The organism is Nostoc sp. UIC 10890, from assembly GCF_054786515.1.
In genome coordinates, this window is record NZ_JBSGKF010000001.1 from 3,565,494 (window position 1) to 3,586,199 (window position 20,706).

General features: G+C 42.1%; 13 protein-coding genes and 1 pseudogene. 8 read left to right on the top strand and 6 right to left on the bottom strand.

Features of this window, described 5'->3' with window-relative positions; translation table 11 throughout:
- Window positions 1-185: 185 nt before the first annotated feature.
- On the top strand, window positions 186-2,498 hold the full coding sequence (locus ACWATR_RS14575; RefSeq protein ID WP_460333454.1) for an AAA family ATPase: 2,313 nt from the start codon (window positions 186-188) through the stop codon (window positions 2,496-2,498).
- Between the two features lie 335 nt (window positions 2,499-2,833).
- Window positions 2,834-4,180 (top strand): glutathione-disulfide reductase, encoded by a 1,347-nt coding sequence (gene gorA, locus ACWATR_RS14580; protein ID WP_460333457.1) that lies wholly within the window; start codon window positions 2,834-2,836, stop codon window positions 4,178-4,180.
- Window positions 4,181-4,260: 80 nt separating this feature from the next.
- On the opposite strand, the gene ACWATR_RS14585 is transcribed toward gorA, so the two are convergent.
- Complete coding sequence (locus ACWATR_RS14585) at window positions 4,261-6,633, bottom strand: CHASE2 domain-containing protein (RefSeq protein WP_460333460.1); 2,373 nt, start codon at window positions 6,631-6,633, stop codon at window positions 4,261-4,263.
- A gap of 739 nt (window positions 6,634-7,372) precedes the next feature.
- Between ACWATR_RS14585 and ACWATR_RS14590 the strand changes: the two genes are divergently transcribed.
- From ACWATR_RS14590 to ACWATR_RS14600, 3 genes are all read left to right on the top strand, one after another.
- A complete protein-coding gene (locus ACWATR_RS14590) occupies window positions 7,373-7,894 on the top strand; it encodes a LabA-like NYN domain-containing protein (RefSeq protein ID WP_041565194.1) in 522 nt (173 codons plus the stop codon).
- A 95-nt stretch (window positions 7,895-7,989) separates the two neighbouring features.
- The gene (locus tag ACWATR_RS14595; protein ID WP_460333463.1) at window positions 7,990-9,594 is read left to right on the top strand and encodes a 2-isopropylmalate synthase; all 1,605 of its coding nucleotides are present in this window, start codon (window positions 7,990-7,992) and stop codon (window positions 9,592-9,594) included.
- 101 nt (window positions 9,595-9,695) lie between these two features.
- Window positions 9,696-10,175, top strand: a complete 480-nt coding sequence (locus tag ACWATR_RS14600) for a GNAT family N-acetyltransferase (protein ID WP_460340434.1) — start codon at window positions 9,696-9,698, stop codon at window positions 10,173-10,175.
- A 122-nt stretch (window positions 10,176-10,297) separates the two neighbouring features.
- Here the strand turns inward: ACWATR_RS14600 and secA are convergent, their stop codons facing one another.
- From secA to rppA, 4 genes are all read right to left on the bottom strand, one after another.
- A complete protein-coding gene (secA, locus tag ACWATR_RS14605; RefSeq protein ID WP_460333466.1) occupies window positions 10,298-13,090 on the bottom strand; it encodes a preprotein translocase subunit SecA in 2,793 nt (930 codons plus the stop codon).
- A 292-nt stretch (window positions 13,091-13,382) separates the two neighbouring features.
- Window positions 13,383-13,970 carry a cytochrome C gene (locus ACWATR_RS14610; protein WP_460333469.1) on the bottom strand — a complete coding sequence of 196 codons (588 nt, stop codon included), beginning with the start codon at window positions 13,968-13,970 and terminating at the stop codon, window positions 13,383-13,385.
- A 282-nt stretch (window positions 13,971-14,252) separates the two neighbouring features.
- The gene (gene rppB / locus ACWATR_RS14615; protein WP_460333472.1) at window positions 14,253-15,692 is read right to left on the bottom strand and encodes a two-component system sensor histidine kinase RppB; all 1,440 of its coding nucleotides are present in this window, start codon (window positions 15,690-15,692) and stop codon (window positions 14,253-14,255) included.
- Entirely contained in the window at window positions 15,679-16,431 is a 753-nt protein-coding gene (gene rppA, locus ACWATR_RS14620; protein WP_460333475.1) for a two-component system response regulator RppA, read from the bottom strand. The genes rppB and rppA overlap by 14 nt, the downstream gene beginning before the upstream one ends.
- A gap of 175 nt (window positions 16,432-16,606) precedes the next feature.
- Between rppA and ACWATR_RS14625 the strand changes: the two are divergent.
- The 3 genes and pseudogenes from ACWATR_RS14625 to ACWATR_RS14635 all read left to right on the top strand — a co-directional run.
- Window positions 16,607-16,732 (top strand): annotated as a pseudogene (locus ACWATR_RS14625) (ISKra4 family transposase); the annotation flags it as partial.
- Window positions 16,733-17,185: 453 nt separating this feature from the next.
- Window positions 17,186-18,280 (top strand): cysteine synthase family protein, encoded by a 1,095-nt coding sequence (locus tag ACWATR_RS14630; protein ID WP_460333478.1) that lies wholly within the window; start codon window positions 17,186-17,188, stop codon window positions 18,278-18,280.
- Between the two features lie 35 nt (window positions 18,281-18,315).
- The gene (locus ACWATR_RS14635; RefSeq protein ID WP_460333481.1) at window positions 18,316-19,644 is read left to right on the top strand and encodes a hypothetical protein; all 1,329 of its coding nucleotides are present in this window, start codon (window positions 18,316-18,318) and stop codon (window positions 19,642-19,644) included.
- Window positions 19,645-19,773: 129 nt separating this feature from the next.
- Here ACWATR_RS14635 and ACWATR_RS14640 read toward each other — a convergent pair whose 3' ends face one another.
- Window positions 19,774-20,682: an AAA family ATPase gene (locus ACWATR_RS14640; RefSeq protein ID WP_460333484.1), complete on the bottom strand. Its 909-nt coding sequence runs from the start codon at window positions 20,680-20,682 to the stop codon at window positions 19,774-19,776.
- Between the last annotated feature and the right edge of the window lie 24 nt (window positions 20,683-20,706).

The following is a 20,706-nucleotide window of genomic DNA, read 5'->3' on the forward strand; positions in this document are numbered from 1 at the left end:
TACCTACTAAAGACAAAAATCGCTTTAGAGATTAATCTACTAACATTCACTACTAACAGCAATTGCAAAGTTAAAAAATTGTTAATGCTTTGTCGGTTAAATGTTGTTGATACGATATGTAAAAATTTTGTTCGTTAAAATGTTGCTAATACAACATTTCACAACAAACTAATAGGGTGATATATATGTCAGAGCAGTCAGAGGGTGGGAATCTGTCTAAAGACTGGTATCAAAAGGTTTTACACAATTGGGATATAGATCGTTTACTGACTGATTTGGAGTCTAAAATTCAAGAGCGATACAGACAAAATACTAAGAAAGACCTATTACTTGGATTGCTCTGCGGGTATAGCTTGACGAAGATAAGTGAGGATTTGTGTAGGGAAAACGGTAGTGTGAGAGTAGTATTGAGCAATATCTATCGAGATATTGAAAGTTTGACTGGAGAACCAAATAACAGCGTTAAGTCAAGTAACCTTATTTACATTCTAGAGAGACATGGATATCGCAGAGGTGTTGCTGTATCTAGTACCGAAAGCGCCTCTATTCCCCACAATCTGCCATCACCGACCTACACAGAATTTATTGGGCGCGAGGCAGATATGAAAAAGCTACTGGAACGCCTTTCGCCAGAGCATGGCGCTCACATGATTACAGTTCATGGCATTGGTGGCGTAGGCAAAACGGCGCTGGTGTTAGCAGCTGCTTACCTGTGCTTAGAAGCTAGTAACGAAAACAGTTCTGATGCACCTAAATTTGATGCAATTATTTTCACTTCAGCCAAACAACAAGAACTGATTCCCGATATGATTTTGCAGCGGCAGCAAGGACAGCGAAACCTGCGCGAGATTTTTCGGGTGATTGCCAATGCCTTAAACGACTCTACTATTATTCAATCTCCTCCCAATGACCAATTTGAGCGTGTACGCCAATGTCTTTCTAAACAGCGAACGCTTCTGATTGTGGACAATATGGAAACTATAGAGGACAGGGATGAGGTTATAGAATTTCTCTACAATTTGCCCATTTGCGTCAAAGTAGTAATTACTACCCGCGAACGAATTGCCCTGCTGCCAATCAGTCTGCGAAACTTGCCCCTGAATGATGGTTTGCAGTTGATTCAGCAACAAGCTGAAGAAAAAGGTATAACTATCCAAGATGAAGATTCTAGCTTGCTCTACGATCGCACTGGAGGAATCCCTCTGGCTATTGTCTACGCACTTGGTCAAGTTTCCAGTGGCTACTCTTTGAACTTCGTATTGGAGCAGTTAGCCTCCGCTACAGGCGATGTGGCTCGTTTTTGCTTTGATCAATCTGTGCAAGGTACGAAGGGACAGCCACCACACAAGTTACTCATGTCACTGGCAATTTTTCCTGACGCTCCTATCCAAGCGGCTGTGGCTGAAGTTGCTGGACTGACATCTACTCCTGATTCTGTCAGTAATGGCTTGGTACGTTTGCAGCAACTCTCGTTAGTGAATCTCAACCCAGAGACTAAGCGATACGAGATGCTTTCTCTGACTCGTGAGTATGCTTTAGCACAATTAGCTGCTTACCCAGATTTTGAGAGAGAAGCACGGATGCATTGGGTGAGATGGTATCTAGATTTTGCTTACAGTTACGGCGGAGAAGATTGGGAAAAATGGATACATTACAACAGGTTAAAGGAAGAGGAAGGAAATCTCAGGGCAGTACTTTATTGGTGTAAAAACCAAGACCATTATGCAGAAGTTAGGGATTTGTGGTTGCTCTTAAACCACTACGCCAATCTCTATGCTTATTGGGACGATCGCCTCGATTGGTTGCAATGGCTAATAGAACAATCAGAACTACGTGGTGAATGGTCATCTTTAGTAAAATTCATGATCCGCAAAACCTGGCTGCTAATTCGGGAGTGTTCCCCCCAAAGTCTCACACAAGCAGACGAAATATTGCAGCGGGCATGGGTTTTACGCGATCATGCAGATTCATGCGTTCAAGCTGACTTAGCCGAAAGTGTGGCTAGACTGCGAATCCGACAGAATAATTATACAGATGCACGCCACTGGCTAGCGGTAGAAGAAAAATTGGTGATTGAGGCGAATCTAGAGGAGCGACAGCACATCCGCTATTTTATTCCCGTGCTTTACCATCGGGCTGAAATCTTTTATTCAGAAGGTGAATATTTGTTAACTAAGAAGCTATTTCAAGATGTGATGAAAAGTGCAGAAAAAATTCATTGGCATCGGGTGATTAATTCTGCTCAAAATTGGCTTGCTGATATTGCCATTGAACAAGGCGATCGCGATGAAGCTCAAAAGCTATTAATTCAAGGCTTAACTGTTGCCAAAAGCAGCAATAATAAGCGGCGTTTGGCTCGTTATCAACGTTCTCTTGCCCGTTGGGAGAGAAGGTGGGGAAGTGCACAAAAAGCTTGTGAATTGTCAACTCAGGCTATTAATAGTTTTGAGCGCTTGGGAATGACAAGGGATGCACAGGAAATGCAAAATTCCCCATAACCATGTGTAAACAACACATCTCCAGTTTTTCAATATGGCTGCTGCCCCAAGCGCGATCGCACACCCGCCCAAAGCGATCGCACTTATACCTCTTGTAAAATAGACAAGATGCTTATTTGGCAAGATAATGTAATATAACTTAGTAATAATTGAGCGATGCCTAGGTTACGCTGTTCCTTTTGAATCTAATTGCTAGTAAAGCAGCAATCTGCTACATATCAAGATGGTTTGATCTCAATTTGTCCACCCAAAGACAGTAGATTAAGTTTTGTCTGAATAACTATAAGGGATGAAATAGCTCTGCTTTCCAAAAAGTGAAAAAGGAACAGATTTTTATGACATTTGATTACGATTTGTTTGTCATTGGTGCTGGGCCTGGGGGATTGGCAGCAGCTAAAAAAGCAGCTAGTTACGGTGTACGTGTCGCTATTGCCGAACAAGAATCCCTCGGTGGGACTTGTGTAAATCGCGGTTGCGTTCCGAAAAAACTGATTGTCTACGCCGCTGACTTCGCCCTGCAAAATAAAATAGCGCACAGTTATGGGTGGAGTGACTGTCAAACATACTTTGACTGGACATTATTTATTAAGTCAGTACATCAGCATATTGACACAATTAACCAATCCTATTTTCAGCAATTGCACAAAGCTGGGATTGAATTAATTTCTCACCATGCCACTTTCATCGATGCCCATACTATCAATGTTGATGGACGCAAAGTTACAGCAGACAAAATTTTAATTGCTGTGGGAGGACAACCCCTCAAGCCCAAAATCCCTGGTATCGAATATGCCATCACATCCCGCGAGATGTTTCAGCTACCTTATTTGCCGAAACGTTTAGCAATTATTGGCGGTGGCTACATTGGCGTAGAATTTTCCAGTATGATGCACGCTTTTGGTTGCCAGGTGACGGTAATTGAAAAAGACGAGATGATTTTATCGGGGTTTGATAATGATATTCGCTCTGCGGTACAACAGGGTTTGAGTCAACGCGGAATTAAATTATTTACCAACAGCACCGTTCAAGAAATCAAATACTCAGATGAGAGTTTGTTGTTAACTATTACTGGTAAGAAACGGGAAATAATTACAGCAGATACCATCTTAGTTGCCACAGGTTACACTCCAAATACCAAAAATCTTGGTTTGGAAAATGCCCGTGTTGAACTTGGCGAAGATGGTGCAATTAGAGTAGATGAATATAGCCGCACCAGCCAAAAAAATATTTTTGCTGTGGGTGACTGCACCAGCCGCGTGCAATTGTCTCCAGTGGCTAAGGCAGAAGGTATTGCTTTTGCCGATACAGTTTTTGGTAACAAGCCGCAAAAACTAAATTATGATTATGTACCCTCTGCTGTTTTTTGTCGTCCAGAAGTAGCTAGTGTAGGGATGACAGAGGCGGAGGCACGGGAAAAATTTGGTGAATCTGTAGAATGCTATTACACCCAATTTCAACCACTCTTGTCTCGGCTAATCGAACAAAGTCAGTCAACTACTATGAAGTTAGTGGTAAATGCTGATTCTGGGCAAGTTTTGGGTGCTCACATGGTGGGTGAACACGCAGCAGATATCATTCAAAGTCTCGGCGTGGCAATTCGCAAAGGCATTACTAAAGAAGACTTTGATGAAACCATAGGCATTCATCCCACAGCAGGAGAAGAATTTCTGTCGTTAAGTTAAAATCATGTGCACGACTTCTTCAAGAAGATGCGGAGAAATTTAAAATATTTTCTCCGCTTACCCCTGTTCCCGCTTCCTGTTCAAGGAGTTTCTGAGAATGGTTCTGAGGGAGATTTTGTGGGAGGATCTAATTCGGCTAAAGTATTCATTGATGAGTCATCTTCTGAGATATGGTATCTACTTTGAGTGCTTCTCAAATCGTCAAAAGCTTCAAAAGCTTCAAGATCCTTAAGAGCCTCTGATGCAGACTGATATCGCTGTTTGAAGTCATCCAGTACCATTTTACTAAAAATCTTAGCTAGGGAGTGACTGACTTGGGTGCGTAGTTTACCGCCGTAGGCATCGCTCCATTTGATCTCACCGTCAGCATCTCTTTCTAGATCACGGGGTGCGATACCAGTCAAGGCTTTAATCCCAACCATACCGACTGCATAGATATCACTACTGTAGTGTGGACGCCCAAAACATTGTTCGCTTGGTGCGTAACCCTGAGTACCAATGCCAATGGTGAAAGGGGTTTGCTCTTGCTCATCAAGCTGTTTGATGCTGACTTCTTTGACGGCGCCAAAGTCAATCAATATCAGTTTTCCGTCTGAGTGTCGCCGGATGATATTGCTGGGTTTAATATCCCGATGAATCACGTAGTTTTCATGGACAAATGTTAATGTTTGCAATAAGTCCCTGACAATTTTGATCGCTGCAATTTCATTAATTGCTCTACCTGCGATTAGTTCCTGACTTAGAGGATGACCAATTATCTGTTCTTGTACTAAATAAAATTCTTCATCTTCTTCAAAATACGCCAAAAGTTGAGGGATTTGTTCATGTGTTCCCAATCTTTCGAGTGTTTGTGCCTCTGAGTTAAATAAACGCCTAGCAAGTTGTAACCCTTCTGGTTTAGTGTTTGCTGGTTTGAGTTGTTTGACAACACATCGCGGATTACTAGGACGTTGGATATCTTCGGCAATGTAGGTTTCGCTGAATCCACCGGAACCGAGAACTTTAACAATTTTGTAGCGTCCAGCCAGTATTTTTCCTGATAAGGCTAAATCCCTTTGTTGGATTAGATATTGTAAGTCATATTGTTGGCTGATAATCTCTTGGACAACGGGGGAAGTTTTATACTTTTGAAAAATATCTACTAATTGGCGTTTTCTGATGCTTTCCCTCATTACTGAGGTTCCCAGGTAGCAAAGTCCGGTCATCGCGATCGCTAATGCTGGGACTGTAGTGGGAAAAATTAACTGACTATAGACAAAGAACCCATAACTAATTACTAACCAAGTGCTAGACAGGGCGAGACTATACAGAAATCTATTGATGCTACGCTTGCGTCTTTTAATCATCAAGGCTGTACTGCCAACTAGAATTAGCACAAACAAACCCCGCAATAGTGGATTTTTAATTCCTTGAGCGATCGCTTTACCTGTCATCAAAGTTGCGATCGCATTGGCGTGAATTTCCACGCCTGACATGGGTTGAGTGTTACTGCTAATGGCGACTGGATGATAATCATTGTTTAACTTATCTGTTGCACCAATCAGCACAATCTTGTCTTTGAAGAACTTTCCCTGCTGCAAATAAGTGTTCCAGTTTTCTGGGTCGAATACGTGCCAAAAGGGTATTTGCTCAAATGTACCAGCAGACCCCCAAAAATAAATGCGATCGCCCTTTGGTCGGGGATAATTTACTTGTGCTGCCCTCAGCGCTGCTTCACCAAAGGATAGCCGCTTCTTGCTAAATAAATTATCTTCACCTAATAACTTGGGAAACTCACTCGCTAATCGATGAACTTTTCCATCAACTTCTAAGGGAAAATTAACTGAGCCAATAGACACTGACCCGGTGCGAAACATTTGTTGTGGGTCTGTCAGCTGCGTAAAATACCCTTGGTGCGTTTCAGAATTTTCATAGATAGCTGCTAAGGTAACTTTGCGACCATATTTTTGCAATGCTGCCTGAAGTTGGCGATCGTCATTAGCTCCATAACTGCTTGCTGAGTCAAAAACTACATCTACAGCTACAGAGCGGGCACCTGCTTTGACTAATTTTGTGATTACCTGGCCATAAGCAGCACGCTGATAAGGAAAAGATTTCAGTGTTTCTAGGTAGGCATACTGTTTTGGATCTGTTTTATAGTACTGTTCGGGAACTGATATTGACTGATCGTCTATTGCCAAAATTACGATATCTTCTGGAGGCACAATCGGCCCACGCACTTGCATAAAGCCAGAAAACACCTGATTATCCAGCAATTGAACCACTTCCCAACCAGAAGCACTCACCACTGCTGCCCCCATTACCCAAGCGCCAGCGAGGAGATGACCTAAGCGAACCATCCACCGGGACTGGCGAACCGATGCAGTCGAAGTTACTTTTGTCGGTTTACTTGAGTGTCTATTTGCAGCAGAGACATAGTTTTTAGTTAAGGTAGATGTAGGTTCTTCTGCCATGTCGTGTTACTAATTGATTTAAGTCCAACACTTTTATTTATTCAGACCACGTTTTAGTGTAAGCACATTGAAATAAGACTTAAATGATAATCTTATACATTTGTAAAGTATCTTCTATTCACCAACAAACTTCTATTGGCAGAGCTAGCCCCCAAGAGATTTCTACTCAAACACCACTTAAATTATTCTTTTTTTGTTGAATGAGTTACAACTAGTGATTGTCTCACAGATCAGAGCCGGATATCCTCTGCCTGTGCATTTGGTTGTGGTGAGATTTCACTCTAACCTAATCAACAAGTACGCTTCTAACTGGGTGCTTTACCCAAAGCTGTCCCAATACTGTCTTCTGTCTTTGGCGCAACATTGGTACTCCCCACAAAGCGTGTCCTGATACTGAAAGCTTCACCTAAAGATGGGCATTAACTTATATCCTACCTTAAGTCTATGCTATACCTCTTTAGGAGTAAACTTTAGTGTTATGCAGCGATGAATGCTGTTACTGGGTCAATTTTATTGGTAGATTTTGATCATCGGGTGGCTCTTGTAGTGTCGGAGGTGAATAAGGTTAGCACCCAGGATCTCAACTCCAATGTTGCATCCGTTTTTATGCCTTGAAAGAGGTAGGATAAAAGCTATAGATAAAGAGCTACTTTATAGATATTAGCAAACAAGGCATTTGAAAATTGCTATAATCTATTGTTCCATCTAAATTCATATATATTATTAGGTGTAAATTTGTATGGGTTCTCCAATGAATCGTCTGTCTATTTTTGTAGACGGAAACAATATGTTCTATGCTCAACAAAAAAATGGCTGGTTTTTTGACCCGCGGCGAGTCTTAGAATACTTCAAACATGAGCAATCAGAAACAACATTAATTAATGCCTTCTGGTACACTGGCTTAAAAGACCCGCAAGATCAGCGAGGTTTTAGAGATGCTCTAATTAGTCTAGGATATACAGTCAGAACTAAAATTCTTAAAGAATATTATGATGATACTTCCGGTCGCTACTCACAAAAAGCGAATTTAGATATTGAAATTGTTGTAGATATGTTTAATACAGTTGACCAGTATGACCGAGTAGTATTATTCAGTGGTGATGGGGATTTTGAAAGAGCAATCGAACTATTACGCTCAAAAAATACACATATTACGGTAGTATCAACTGAAGGAATGATCGCGAGAGAGTTACGCAACGCTACTGATAGATATATAGATTTAAATGATATCAGAGATCAAATAGAAAAAACTGAAGGTTAATATCCTTAGCAATTATTTACAAAAGTAAGAGTAAAAGAAAAACTAAGGTTGAAGATATATTGAGCTACACGTAAACACTAAACAACAAACGGCAAATGACAAACAAAACCGATCGAATCATCATTTTTGATACAACATTGCGAGATGGAGAGCAGTGTCCAGGAGCGACTTTAAATATAGACGAAAAGCTAGTTATTGCGAAACAATTAGCGCGTCTGGGTGTAGATGTAATTGAAGCCGGCTTTGCTTTTGCTAGTCCCGGAGATTTTGAAGCAGTTAAGAAGATTGCTCAAGTTGTTGGGATAGAAAATGGCCCGGTAGTTTGTAGTTTGGCAAGAGCCATTAAAGCAGATATTGAAGCGGCTGCTGAAGCATTAAAACCAGCAGTTAATGCCAGGATTCACACATTTATTTCGACTTCTGATATTCATTTAGAGTATCAGTTGCGGAAGTCACGGGCAGAAGTGTTAGCGATCGCAGAAGAAATGGTAGCCTATGCCAAGTCCTTCATGACAGATATCGAATTTTCACCGATGGATGCGGCTCGTACCGATCCAGAATTTCTGTATCAAGTGTTAGAACGAGCGATCGCAGCTGGTGCAACAACAGTTAACATTCCCGATACTGTAGGTTACACAACTCCTAGCGAATTTGGAGCCATGATTAAGGGCATTATCGAAAATGTCCCCAACATCGACCAAGCGATTATTTCTGTTCACGGTCATAATGATTTAGGCTTGGCAGTTGCTAACTTTTTAGAAGCCGTCAAAAACGGCGCACGGCAACTAGAATGTACAATCAATGGCATTGGCGAACGTGCCGGAAATGCATCACTAGAAGAATTGGTAATGGCGTTGCATGTGCGGCGACAATACTTTAACCCTTATCTCGGCAGACCAGAAGATTCTCAAGAATCCCTGACAAATATTGACACCCGACAAATTTACAAAACCTCACGCTTAGTTTCCAATTTGACGGGAATGTTGGTACAACCAAATAAAGCGATCGTTGGGGCAAATGCCTTTGCCCATGAGTCTGGGATTCACCAAGATGGGGTGTTAAAAAACAAACTCACCTACGAAATTATGGATGCCCAATTGATTGGCTTAACAGACAATCAAATAGTTTTGGGCAAACATTCAGGTAGAAATGCTTTCCGGACTCGGTTGAAAGAATTAGGCTTTGAACTGTCAGATACCGAGTTAAATAAAGCATTTGTTAGATTCAAAGAAGTAGCAGATAAAAAGAAAGAAATTTCTGATTGGGATTTGGAAGCGATCGTTAACGATGAAATCCAACAAGCACCCGATTTGTTCCGGGTAGAATTGGTGCAAGTTTCCTGCGGGAGCAACGCCCGCCCTACTGCGACAGTTACCCTGCGTACCCCAGAAGGTGAAGAATTAACCGATGCTGCGATCGGTACTGGGCCAGTGGATGCAGTTTATAAGGCCATCAACCGTGTGGTGAATGTACCCAACGAGTTGATTGAGTTTTCTGTGCAGTCAGTAACAGCTGGTATTGATGCCATTGGTGAAGTCACGATTCGTCTACGTTATGAATCTAAAGTGTTTTCTGGTCATGCAGCGAACACAGATATCATCGTGGCATCCGCGCAAGCTTATGTAAATGCGCTTAATAGGTTGTATGCATCTTTGCAAACTCAAGAAAAGCCGGAAGAAGTAACTGCACAGAAAGTCTGAAATCATATCTGTGAAACTGCCAGTTTTTAGCTGATACTAAAAAACTCCTCCCCAACTTTGGGGAGGAGTTTTGTGTGAGTTCCAAAAATTCGTTGGAAATTATGCTGACAGAAAAATATATCATTATCAGAGAAGCCACCTGCAAAGAAGATTCACTGATTGCACAACACTTTTATCAAATGTGGCTAGATATTGGCGTTGATGAGAGTAATATCGACTTTGAGTGGCAGAATATTACCCTCCAATTTATAGAAGAAGCGCGTCGAGATTTGTTTTACAAGGCTTTTGTTGCAGAGATTGATAATACAGTTGTGGGTTCTGTAAGTTGTCAACTTTTTGCCGGTTTATACCCGAATGTTTTCAAAGATGAACACCGTAAATTTGGATATATTTGGGGCGTTTATGTTGAACAACTTTACCGCAGACAAGGAATTGCCAAATCTTTAACTAATAGAGCAATTGAATATTTAAAAGCGATCGGTTGCACGCGAGTAGTTCTTAACGCCTCGCCATTGGGTAAACCAGTTTACTCCAGCCTCGGTTTTTCTGAAGGGAATGTAATGCAATTAGATTTGATTTAACAAAACAGAATTGGTATCACAATTCAGAATTTAATTATTTGTAACTAGCGGATGAATAAATCTAAAACAAAGACGCAAAAACGCCTCTGCGCCTCTGCGTCTCTGCGTGAGATATTCGCTATTTACACCATCTCAGACGAAGCTTGCGCCATCTGTTGAGGCTGCGGCTGGAACATGAACAACGAGTACACAACGTCTCGACGAATATTAACCATCATATCCAAGAAGAGTTCGTAACCCTCGCTCTTGTATTCAATCAGCGGGTCTTTTTGCCCATAACCACGCAATCCCACCGATTCGCGCAAAGCATCCATTTGTTGCAGGTGTTCTCGCCACAATGTATCAATGCGTTGCAAGATAAAGAAGCGTTCGGCTTGGCGCATCAGTCCGGGTTGAACTTGGTCAATCTGCGCTTCTTTAAGGTCGTAAGCAATTCGTACCTGTTCGTGGAGGAAGGCTTTAATTTCGCTGACTGTGATATCTTCTAATTGACTAGCTTGTAAATCTGCTAGCAAATAGACAAACTCTTTAACTTTCTCAACCAACTTTTCTAACTCCCACTCTTCCGAGGGTAAGTCTATGTTGATGTAGTAATCAACGATGTCATCCATCGTTTTTTCAGCGTACTTAATTACCTGTTCTTTTAAATCTTGACCTTCTAGGACTCGGCGACGTTCGGCGTAAATAGCACGACGTTGATTATTCATCACCTCGTCATACTCAAATACCTGCTTCCGAATGTCGTAGTAATAGGTTTCAACTTTTTTCTGTGCGCCTTCCAAACTGCGGGTAAGCATCCCAGATTCGATAGGCATATCTTCTTCCACTTGGAAGGCATTCATTAACCCAGCAACGCGATCGCCACCAAAAATCCGTAGTAGGTTATCCTCTAAACTGAGGAAGAATCTCGTGGTTCCAGGGTCGCCTTGTCTTCCTGCACGTCCGCGCAACTGGTTATCAATCCGCCGTGATTCGTGCCGTTCTGTACCAATTACGTGCAATCCGCCGATTCCCACTACCTCATCATGTTCACGGGTAGTAAATTGTTCATATTCCTGCTTAACCCGGTTGTAAGCTTCCCGCAATTTCTGAATTACAGGGTCATCGATGGGAGCTTTTTCTGCCGCCACAGCTACCTTGTCTTCTGCTTCCAATTCCGGTAAACTGCGATCGCCATACTCACGCACGGCAATTTCTACTGCATCTTTGAGTAGTTTTTCTGTTTCTTTTGTCAACTGAGTCGGGAAAATTTCTGGTGAAGCCCGCCAAGTTTTGACTTTCTTACCAGGGACAAAGCCTTGACCACCACCATGTCCTGTAGGCAATCCAGCTGCTCTTTGCACGCCAAAGGCATCTTCATCTTCTGGCATGACGATCCGGGGCATAAAGTATTCCCGCAGCTTCAGACGCGCCATATATTCGGAGTTACCACCCAGAATGATGTCTGTACCTCTACCAGCCATGTTAGTAGCAATAGTAACAGCACCTTTGCGTCCAGCTTGGGCGACGATTTCCGCCTCACGCTCGACGTTTTCAGGACGGGCGTTGAGTAATTCGTGAGGAATCGCCAATTCCTTCAGCAGCCTACTCAGAAGTTCAGATTTTTCTACACTAGTGGTTCCCACTAATACAGGTCTACCAAGTTCGTGCATTTCGGCACATTCTCTGGCGATCGCCCCCCACTTGCCTGATTCTGTCTTAAAGACCATATCAGATAAATCTTCCCGTCTGCGATCGCGGTTGGTGGGAATTACCGCAACTTCGAGTTTGTAAATTTTTTCAAATTCTGGTTCTTCGGTTTTTGCCGTTCCTGTCATTCCACCGAGTTTTGGATACAGCAAGAACATATTTTGGTAAGTAATTGTCGCGAGAGTTTGAGTTTCTGGCTGAATTTCTACGTGTTCTTTCGCTTCAATCGCTTGGTGTAATCCATCACTCCAACGCCGTCCGGCTAGCACCCGACCAGTAAATTCATCCACAATTACCACTTCACCATTGCGGACGATGTAATTTACATCTTTAAGAAAAAGTTCTTTGGCTTTAATTGCATTGAAAACAAAGTGCGCCCAAGGATCTTCTGGGTCAAATAAATCTGTGACTCCCAAAAGATTTTCCGATTCTGCAAACCCTTCATCGGTCAATAGAACGTTACGAGCTTTTTCATCTACATCGTAATGCTCGTCTTTTTTGAGTGTGAATGCTATTTCAGCAGCTTGCAGATATTTTTCTGTAGGTCTTTCCACCTGTCCAGAAATAATCAGTGGTGTCCGCGCCTCATCAACTAAAATCGAATCCACCTCGTCAATTACACAATAATTAAACGGGCGTTGTACCACATCTGCCATTGATGTCGCCATGTTATCCCGCAGATAGTCGAAGCCGACCTCGCTGTTGGTAACATAAGTGATATCGCAGTCATAGTTTTTCTGACGTTCGCTAGGAGTCATGCTTGACTGAATTAGCCCCACACTCAGCCCCAAGAAGCGATGCACCTGTCCCATCCATTCAGCATCCCGACGAGCCAGGTAATCGTTCACGGTGATGACGTGTACACCTTTACCAGTGAGGGCATTTAAGTAACTTGGCAAGGTGGCGACTAGTGTTTTACCCTCACCAGTTTTCATCTCGGCAATTTGCCCCACGTGCAAAATGATACCGCCAAGGAGTTGGACATCAAAGTGCCGCAAGCCTAAGACTCGCCGTCCTGCTTCCCGGACAACGGCGTAAGCTTCTGGCAATATATCATCTAGAGTTTCACCTTTAGCGAGCCGTTGTTTAAATTCGACGGTTTTACCTTTTAACTCATCATCGGAAAGAACCTTAATTTCTTCCTCTAAAAGGTTAATTTCAGTAACAGAAGGTTGGTATTTTTTAAGCTTACGAGCGTTGGGGTCGCCCAACAGAAGTTTTAGCATGGCAGATTATAGAACTGAATCAAGGGGATGGGGATTAAAAGGTCGGCATTGATTATAAACATTTAACCCAGCCCAACCGTCTTGGTCGTGGATGGGTGTGAAATGAGAATTACCTCAAAAACAGGAGAAAAATTAGCCAATCATCTTAGTAAACTGATTGGTTTTAACTCTTATCTTATATTTAGTCTTTCTTCATAGTATCATTTTGCCCCCAGATGGGGCCAGAGAGGGAGTGGGGAATAGAGTTAGGAGTTATGAGTGAGGAGTTTTTCAACTTCTCACTCTTCACTCTTCACTGCCATTCTGCGGTCAAGCGGCGAAAATTGTAATCACTAGCACTGGGATGACAGCTGACACAGCTGCCAATCTGGACAGGACGTGGTAGTTGAACTCCTGGATGCAAAGCTTTGAAATAACGTGAGTTGTTGAGGCGATAGGGTGTTTCTTCGTCGTCTAGCTGCACACGGGAAAAAGTCGAAAGATATTTCCACACTAAGATACGCGGCGGATCAACTAAAGGCTTGAGTTGTGCGCCGTAGTGCTGCGAGTCTTGCAGGAGATTTTTCCAAGTTTGGGTAGGCAAAACTGCTGGTGGTATGCCGATGTGGCATGTGGCGCAGTTTTCCAAATACAGTTCTTGCCCCAGTTGGTATTGTGCAGGTACTACGTCAATAGTGCCAATTTCAGCGGGAGGAGTCGCACTTTGGGCGTTAGTTGCTAAAGCTAGAAGCCAGCCCATAGCTAGACTCCAGGTTACAATTACCAAAAGTAAACCGAAAAATTGGCGTTTGAATTCACGTTCCGCGCTTGGCTGTAGTGCTTGGCGTTGGCGTAGCCCGCCGTAGGCATCGCGGGTTTTGCGCTTAACAAAAATTGACATTCCTCACATTCCCAAATATTTAAAAGTGGCGCTTGTGCTAATCATAAGACTTACGCAGTATTGGCTGTGTTTCAAATTTTGTGTAAGTAGTTTTGTCAAGCAACACATTTTTAATATCGATAACAGTAATATAAATGTCCAGGGTTAGCGTGCCTCAAACCCTATTGACAGTTGGATTCTAACAGAGTGTTGAGTATTGGAAAGCTACTGCCAAAACAGAAACCATGTACTGCTCATTCATAGCTACGAAAGATAAAAAATCTATAAATTAGGTAAAAATTTTTATTTATAACTACGTAAATTGCGATACATTAATTTCCATAGAGAGATAGAGCGATGCTTAGGTTGGGCTGCGCCTACGCTCCTTAGTGGAGCAACATCCAAAAGTAATTGAACTGTAAAAGTACTACCTTGACCCAACTCGCTTTGTACATTCAATTTACCTTGATGTGCTTGAACAATAGCTTGAACAATAGCTAATCCCAATCCAGAACCACCAGTGCTGCGGGAGCGATCGCTACTCACCCGATAAAAGCGATCAAAAATTCGATTCAGTTCGTGTTTTGGGATACCAATGCCTGTATCTTGAACTTTAATTACAGCATTATAGTCATTGCGATCTAAAAAAACTGTTACCTCTCCTCCTCTGGATGTGTATTGAATTGCATTGACAATTAAATTAGAAAACAAGCGATAAAGCTGGTCAGCATTACCTATAATATTCAGAGCTTGATGCACTTGTATTAAAGATGTCAGCTTTACCTCTGCGGCATTTGCCATCGCTTCAAACTCCTCAACTAAATCGCTAACAATATCATTTAGGCAACAAACTTCACATTGTAACTTTTGGGCTTGTCTATCTAAACGTGCTAACATCAATAAATCAACAACTAAAGTAGTTATCCGTTGATTCTGACGCTGTATAGTTTGCAAAATATCCCTTGTATCTTCTTCGTCTATTCGTGACATTAAAAGTGCTGATTCCACTGTTGCACCTGTTGCAGCTAAAGGCGTTCGTAATTCATGTGCTACGTCTGCTGTAAACTGTTGAATTTGTCGATAGGATTGATAAATTGGCTGCATAGCTAATCCTGATAACCACCAACTAGCACCAGCAATCATACCCATTGCAATTACCAGCCCTAATACCGAAACTAATTTCACACTATCCAAGTAATGATTAAACTCTTGCAGACTTCGCCCCACCTGCATATATCCCCAGTCTTGATAATTTTGAGTATGCAGTGCTAGAGTAATCTGATGGTAATCTTTGCCTTTGCTGTCTTTAAGAAATTGCCAAGTTTTTTGATTAAAAACGTCAGGTAATCCCTTTGGATAATAACCAGCATTAGCAATCAATTTTCCAGAAATATCAAAAAAACGTATATAGTAGCTAGTCTTAGTAACGATACCAAGAAGATGACGTTTAGAATGCGGCTGTTGTTGAATACAATTAGTAGCTCCAGTTGCACAGTTATCTAGATTTGGGAATAACTTATGTGCCAAAGGTTCTAAACGTCCAGGTGACTGTAGTTTTAGTTCGATACTGTCGTGCAATGTTCCCGCTACAGACTCGATTTCACTGTCTAAAGCCATCACATGGGCATGGAACACAGATCGATAAAAACCGAAGGCACATAGGCTTAAAATTAAACCCATAACGATGGCATAATACAGAGCCAACCGAATACGGGTGAGTCGAAACAGCTTATTCTGATTCATTGTTGAGATTAAGACGATATCCCATACCGTGCAAAGTTTCAATTGAGTTAGCACAGTGGCTATTGGTGAGTTTGCGACGTAACAAACGTATTTGCGCCGCCACTACGTTGCTAGTGGATTCAGCATTAACTTCCCAAATTTGATTGCGAATTTGTTCAGTAGTAACAATCTGGTTGGGGTGTTTCATAAAATATTCCAATAGTTGGAATTCTTTATTAGTTAAAGGAATCTTTTGTTGTTCACCTGTAGTATTTTGTCTGACAACTGTACTGTTACCATAATCAAGAGTTAAGTTATCAACAGTCAATTGTTGAGGTTGGAAATGCGGAGAGCGACGCTGCAAAGCCCGCAATCGTGCCAGTAGTTCTACCATACCGAATGGCTTTACCAAGTAGTCGTCAGCACCTGCATCTAGTCCGGCTACTTTATCTTCCATTCTATCTCTAGCAGTTAGCATCAGGATAGGAAGAGGATTTACTTTGTTACGCAGTCTTTTGCACAATTCTAAACCAGTAATTCCTGGAAGCATCCAATCAAGAATTGCGACTGTATATTGTGCCGAGCTATTTTCTAAGTAAGCCCATGCTTCATTACCATCCATTACCCAATCAACTAAGTACTTTTGTTGATTTAAGGTGCGCTTGATAGCAGCCCCTAAATCCGGCTCATCTTCGACTAGCAGCACCCTCATATCAAATTGAATAGTTAAAGGTTCGTTGTAAATTTGTGATGTAATCATAGTTTGCAATAGGGATATCCCTATAAATAGGTTGACAGAAGTTTATGAAATTAGAATGAAATTCTTAAAAATTATGATTAAGCTATGCAAGACCTAACAGCAGACTAGGGTCTTATCGGATACATAATCAGACAAAAAAGACTCAGTAGATAACTTGCCAAAATAGGGTATATTCGTGGAATTTGCTATTAAGCTTCTTGGTACAAGGATGAAAAATTCTGGAGCGCAATGGAAAGTTGACAACGTTAATTCAGTACTTTCTGTTCGTTGTGCTTACCTCAACAGAACACTCGCTATTTGATGTTTTCACCAAAGAAGGATGCTCCCATAATTATGATTTCTGAATCTGAATTTTTCTTCAAGTTATACAATAACGAGAAGTCAATTAGATGACAAAAACACGTTATGAATACTGAACTTGGAAAATTATTAAAAACAAAATAGAAAATTTCATCTTGATTTCATATTTATCATTCAAGATAAAAAATAGGTTGATTCCATAATGGATATCAATATTTTTGCGGACATGACTTAAAGGCTTGCTCAGGTAGTTATCGCCAAGTCCGAATTGATATTTACTTTTGGACAAATTGAAACACTTTTAATTTGTGATTAGCTATATAAGCAATAGTCACTACAATTCGGAACGTCAAGAAAAGAATGTAGTAGTGATATTGCAAAAATCCGCTCCAATGAGCAAATTCATTCAGCCCTGATAATTCTTACTAGGTTTTAAATTTTTTGGATGGTAAATATGAATCAGCTTGCAAAATCTTCATCATTCGAGAACGTTTCTAACTGTCAATGGAAAAATCATGGTAAATGGAAAAAGATTACTGCCTCTGATGTTACCGAGGCAATAGGAAATGTACCGATTGTAAAACTCAAGAATATTTCTCCTGTATGTGTTGTCTCAGAATGTTTCTTGAAGTTAGAGAGCTGTAATCCTGGAGGTTCTATTAAGGAGAAAAATGCAGTCTACCTCGTTACTCGTGCGGAAGAAGAAGGGCTTCTTGTGCCTGGTGGTACGATTATCGAGTCAAGTTCAGGAAATTTCGGCGTTGGTCTGGCTATGGTAGGAGCAGTGCGAGGGTATCGAGTCATTATTGTTGTCGATGCAAAAACTGCTCCACCGTTTAGACGAATGTTGAAAGCATACGGTGCAGAACTTGTAGATGTACCGTTACATGAGGCAGATGAATCAGGCTCGATGCAGAAGGCAAGAATGAAACGAGCGCGTGAGCTTGCCGCGACCATTCCTGATGCTTGGTATCCATGTCAGCACTTGAATCCTTTGAATGCTGAGGCACACTCATACTACACTGCGCGTGAGATTGAAGCTCACTTTTCCTCCAACCTTGATGCCGTGGTCGTCGGTGTTAGCACAGCAGGACAAATAATGGGAATAGCTCGTTATCTTCTACCGCGATTTCCAGGACTACGCATTGTTGGCGTTGATGTTGAGGGTTCAGTCATTATGGGAACGCCAGCAAAACCATACAAGATGACAGGTGTTGGATTATCGTTCTTTCCACCTAATCTGGAGCTTTCGCTGCTTAATTGTGCTTATGTGATACCAGAGGCGATCGCTTACTCAGTGTGCCATGCACTTGCCCGTCGTGAGGGATTGCTTCTTGGTGCTTCCACAGGGGCAATTGTAGCTGGTGGTTTACATCTGGTGCGCTCTCTTGGTGCAGGTGCGCGGATTTTGATGATCAATCCAGACCGAGGAGACAGATATCTTGAGACAATCTACGATGACCATTGGCTTAACCGTTATGGATTTACCCTTAAAGAAGGAGAGCATCTTGATGATGCGATCGCCTCACTAACTCCTGTGTATTTTTAATAATTCATCATAATCATATAATACTGAAAATTTTCATGAATACCTCACCCCAGCAAGAACAGGAAGGTAATAAAACAGCTTCTGGGCGATCGCTATTGATGTTACTTGCCCAGTTCATACCTCTTTCCTTAACTGATGTGGCAATGACTCTCGGCGATCCGCTTCAGACCTCTGCACTTAGTCGCCTAGCCTTTCCCCAAGAGACATTAGCCGGAGTCGGGGTAGTCAAAGGAGTTGCCGTATTTCTAGAAAGCCCCATCATCATGATTCTTCATGCCTCAACTGCACTGGGAGGCCAAGCCAAATCTCGGCGCGCACTTTGGCAGTTTACGGTAATTGCGGGACTAGCTCTTAGTGGTATCTTTCTTTTACTCACTTGGGAACCTTTGTATAACTGGTTACTGCTTGATGTCTTCGGCGTTAGCTCATCAATTGCCGCACAAGGAAGAACTGCTTTTATATTAATGTTCCTTTGGCCTTTCGTAATTGCTTGGAGGCGATTCTTTCAAGGGTTGCTGATCCGCGCTCACAAGAGCATAGCTGTAGGTTGGGCAAGTGTAGCGCGATTGACTTGGGTAATTGTAACGCTGGCAGTGGGAGTAAGTTTGAGGTTAGATGGAGGATTGCTAGCAGGTATTACCATGATGGGAGCAATACTCATTGAGGCAGTACTGGTCACATGGTTTTGTTTGCGTCTTGGTGCTATTTCTATTCTTAACCAACAAGTAAATTCTGAGACTAAAAAACTGCCTCAAACCTTTCAAGAAGTAACCTTTTACTATCTTCCCTTAGCCTCAACAATGCTTATTGTTTGGGGTGCAAGGGCAATACTCCTGAGTCTCGTTGCCCGCTCATTCGATGGCAGCCTCGCACTTGCTGTATGGCCCGCTGCTTGGGGGCTACTTCTTTCGATCGCTAACGGTACACGTATGATTCAACAAGTGATAATTTCTACTTATGAAGAAACTTCCAGGCGAACACTTGTTGCTTTTGTGGTTCTTGTCGGTTTGGGTTTTACTGTAATACCAATTTTTATTGGGTTTACAGACAAAGGATTATTACTACTTGGTCAGTTTTTGGGAAATAATTCATCTCTTGTGGAAGCAGCTCGTCCGGTAGTACAAATACTGTCATTTCTACCCCTGCTCTTAGCACTGCAAAATACGTTTCAAGGGCTACTTATTCACAAAGGCAAGAACTGGCTGATCAACTTGGCAACAGTAGTTGCTGCAACTTTTACTTTAGTAGTATGTGGCAGTCTGATTTTTACCAGACATAGCGGAGCTAATTCAGCAGCGTATGGAATGCTTGCGGGCGTTATTAGTGAAATAATAGTGCTTGTTTTTGCGCTTCAAAAGAAATAAATTGGCTCAATTTTTACTAGCGACTATGGCACTATTAACACTGAACAAAAAGCATGTTTAATCGCTAGCAAGAAATAGAGTTATCGCCATCTCGGATAGCTGTTTTTTAGCTCATCGAAGTACGTTACCTTAAGGAATAGAAACCGATCGCAATAATCGCTCAACAACAGTTCTGGCATTGCGTCCTCCTCTAGCAATAAGGCGATGGCAAAGAACGTGAGGGACGAGAAACTTCACATCATCAGGAATGGCATAATCACGCCCTGATAGAAAAGCTAGCGCTTGGGCAGACCGTTGTAATGCTAATGTGCCACGCGGACTGACGCCAAGGGCGATTTCCTCATCTTGGCGTGTTGCCCGCACTAATTCGAGAATATACTGCTGCAAGGAAGTTGCTACTTTTACTTGAGAGCAGAGGTAACGCAATTCTTGAACTTCTGCCAAGGTAATACAAGGCTGCAAATCAGCAACTTTTATACCATTTTGAAGATTTTGCAGCATCAGGAGTTCTTCTGCCTCGGAAGGATAGCCTAAACTCAGCGACAACATAAACCGATCCATTTGCGCTTCCGGCAGGGGAAAAGTACCTTGATACTCAATAGGGTTTTGAGTGGCAATGACAAAGAAGGGTTGGGGAACTGGACGAGAGACACCATCGACTGTTACCTGATGTTCTTCCATAACTTCCAGCAACGCTGACTGAGTGCGGGGTGTAGCGCGATTGATTTCGTCAGCTAGTAGCACATTGGTAAAAACTGGCCCAGGAAGAAAAGTAAATTCGCCACTTTTGGGGTTCCAGATGTTAGTGCCAGTAATGTCTGTTGGCAGTAAATCGGGAGTGCATTGTAGCCGTTGAAACTTGCCATCCAGTGAACGAGCTAGAGATTTAGCAAGCAGGGTTTTACCAACACCGGGGACATCTTCTAGGAGAGCATGACCACCACCTAATAAGGCTACTAGCACTAAGCGTATTGCCTCAGCTTTGCCAACGATGGTAAGAGCCAGATTTTGTGTTAGAGCGTCGATTTTTTCTCTCATGCGTTGTGGGGAGTGGGGAGTGGG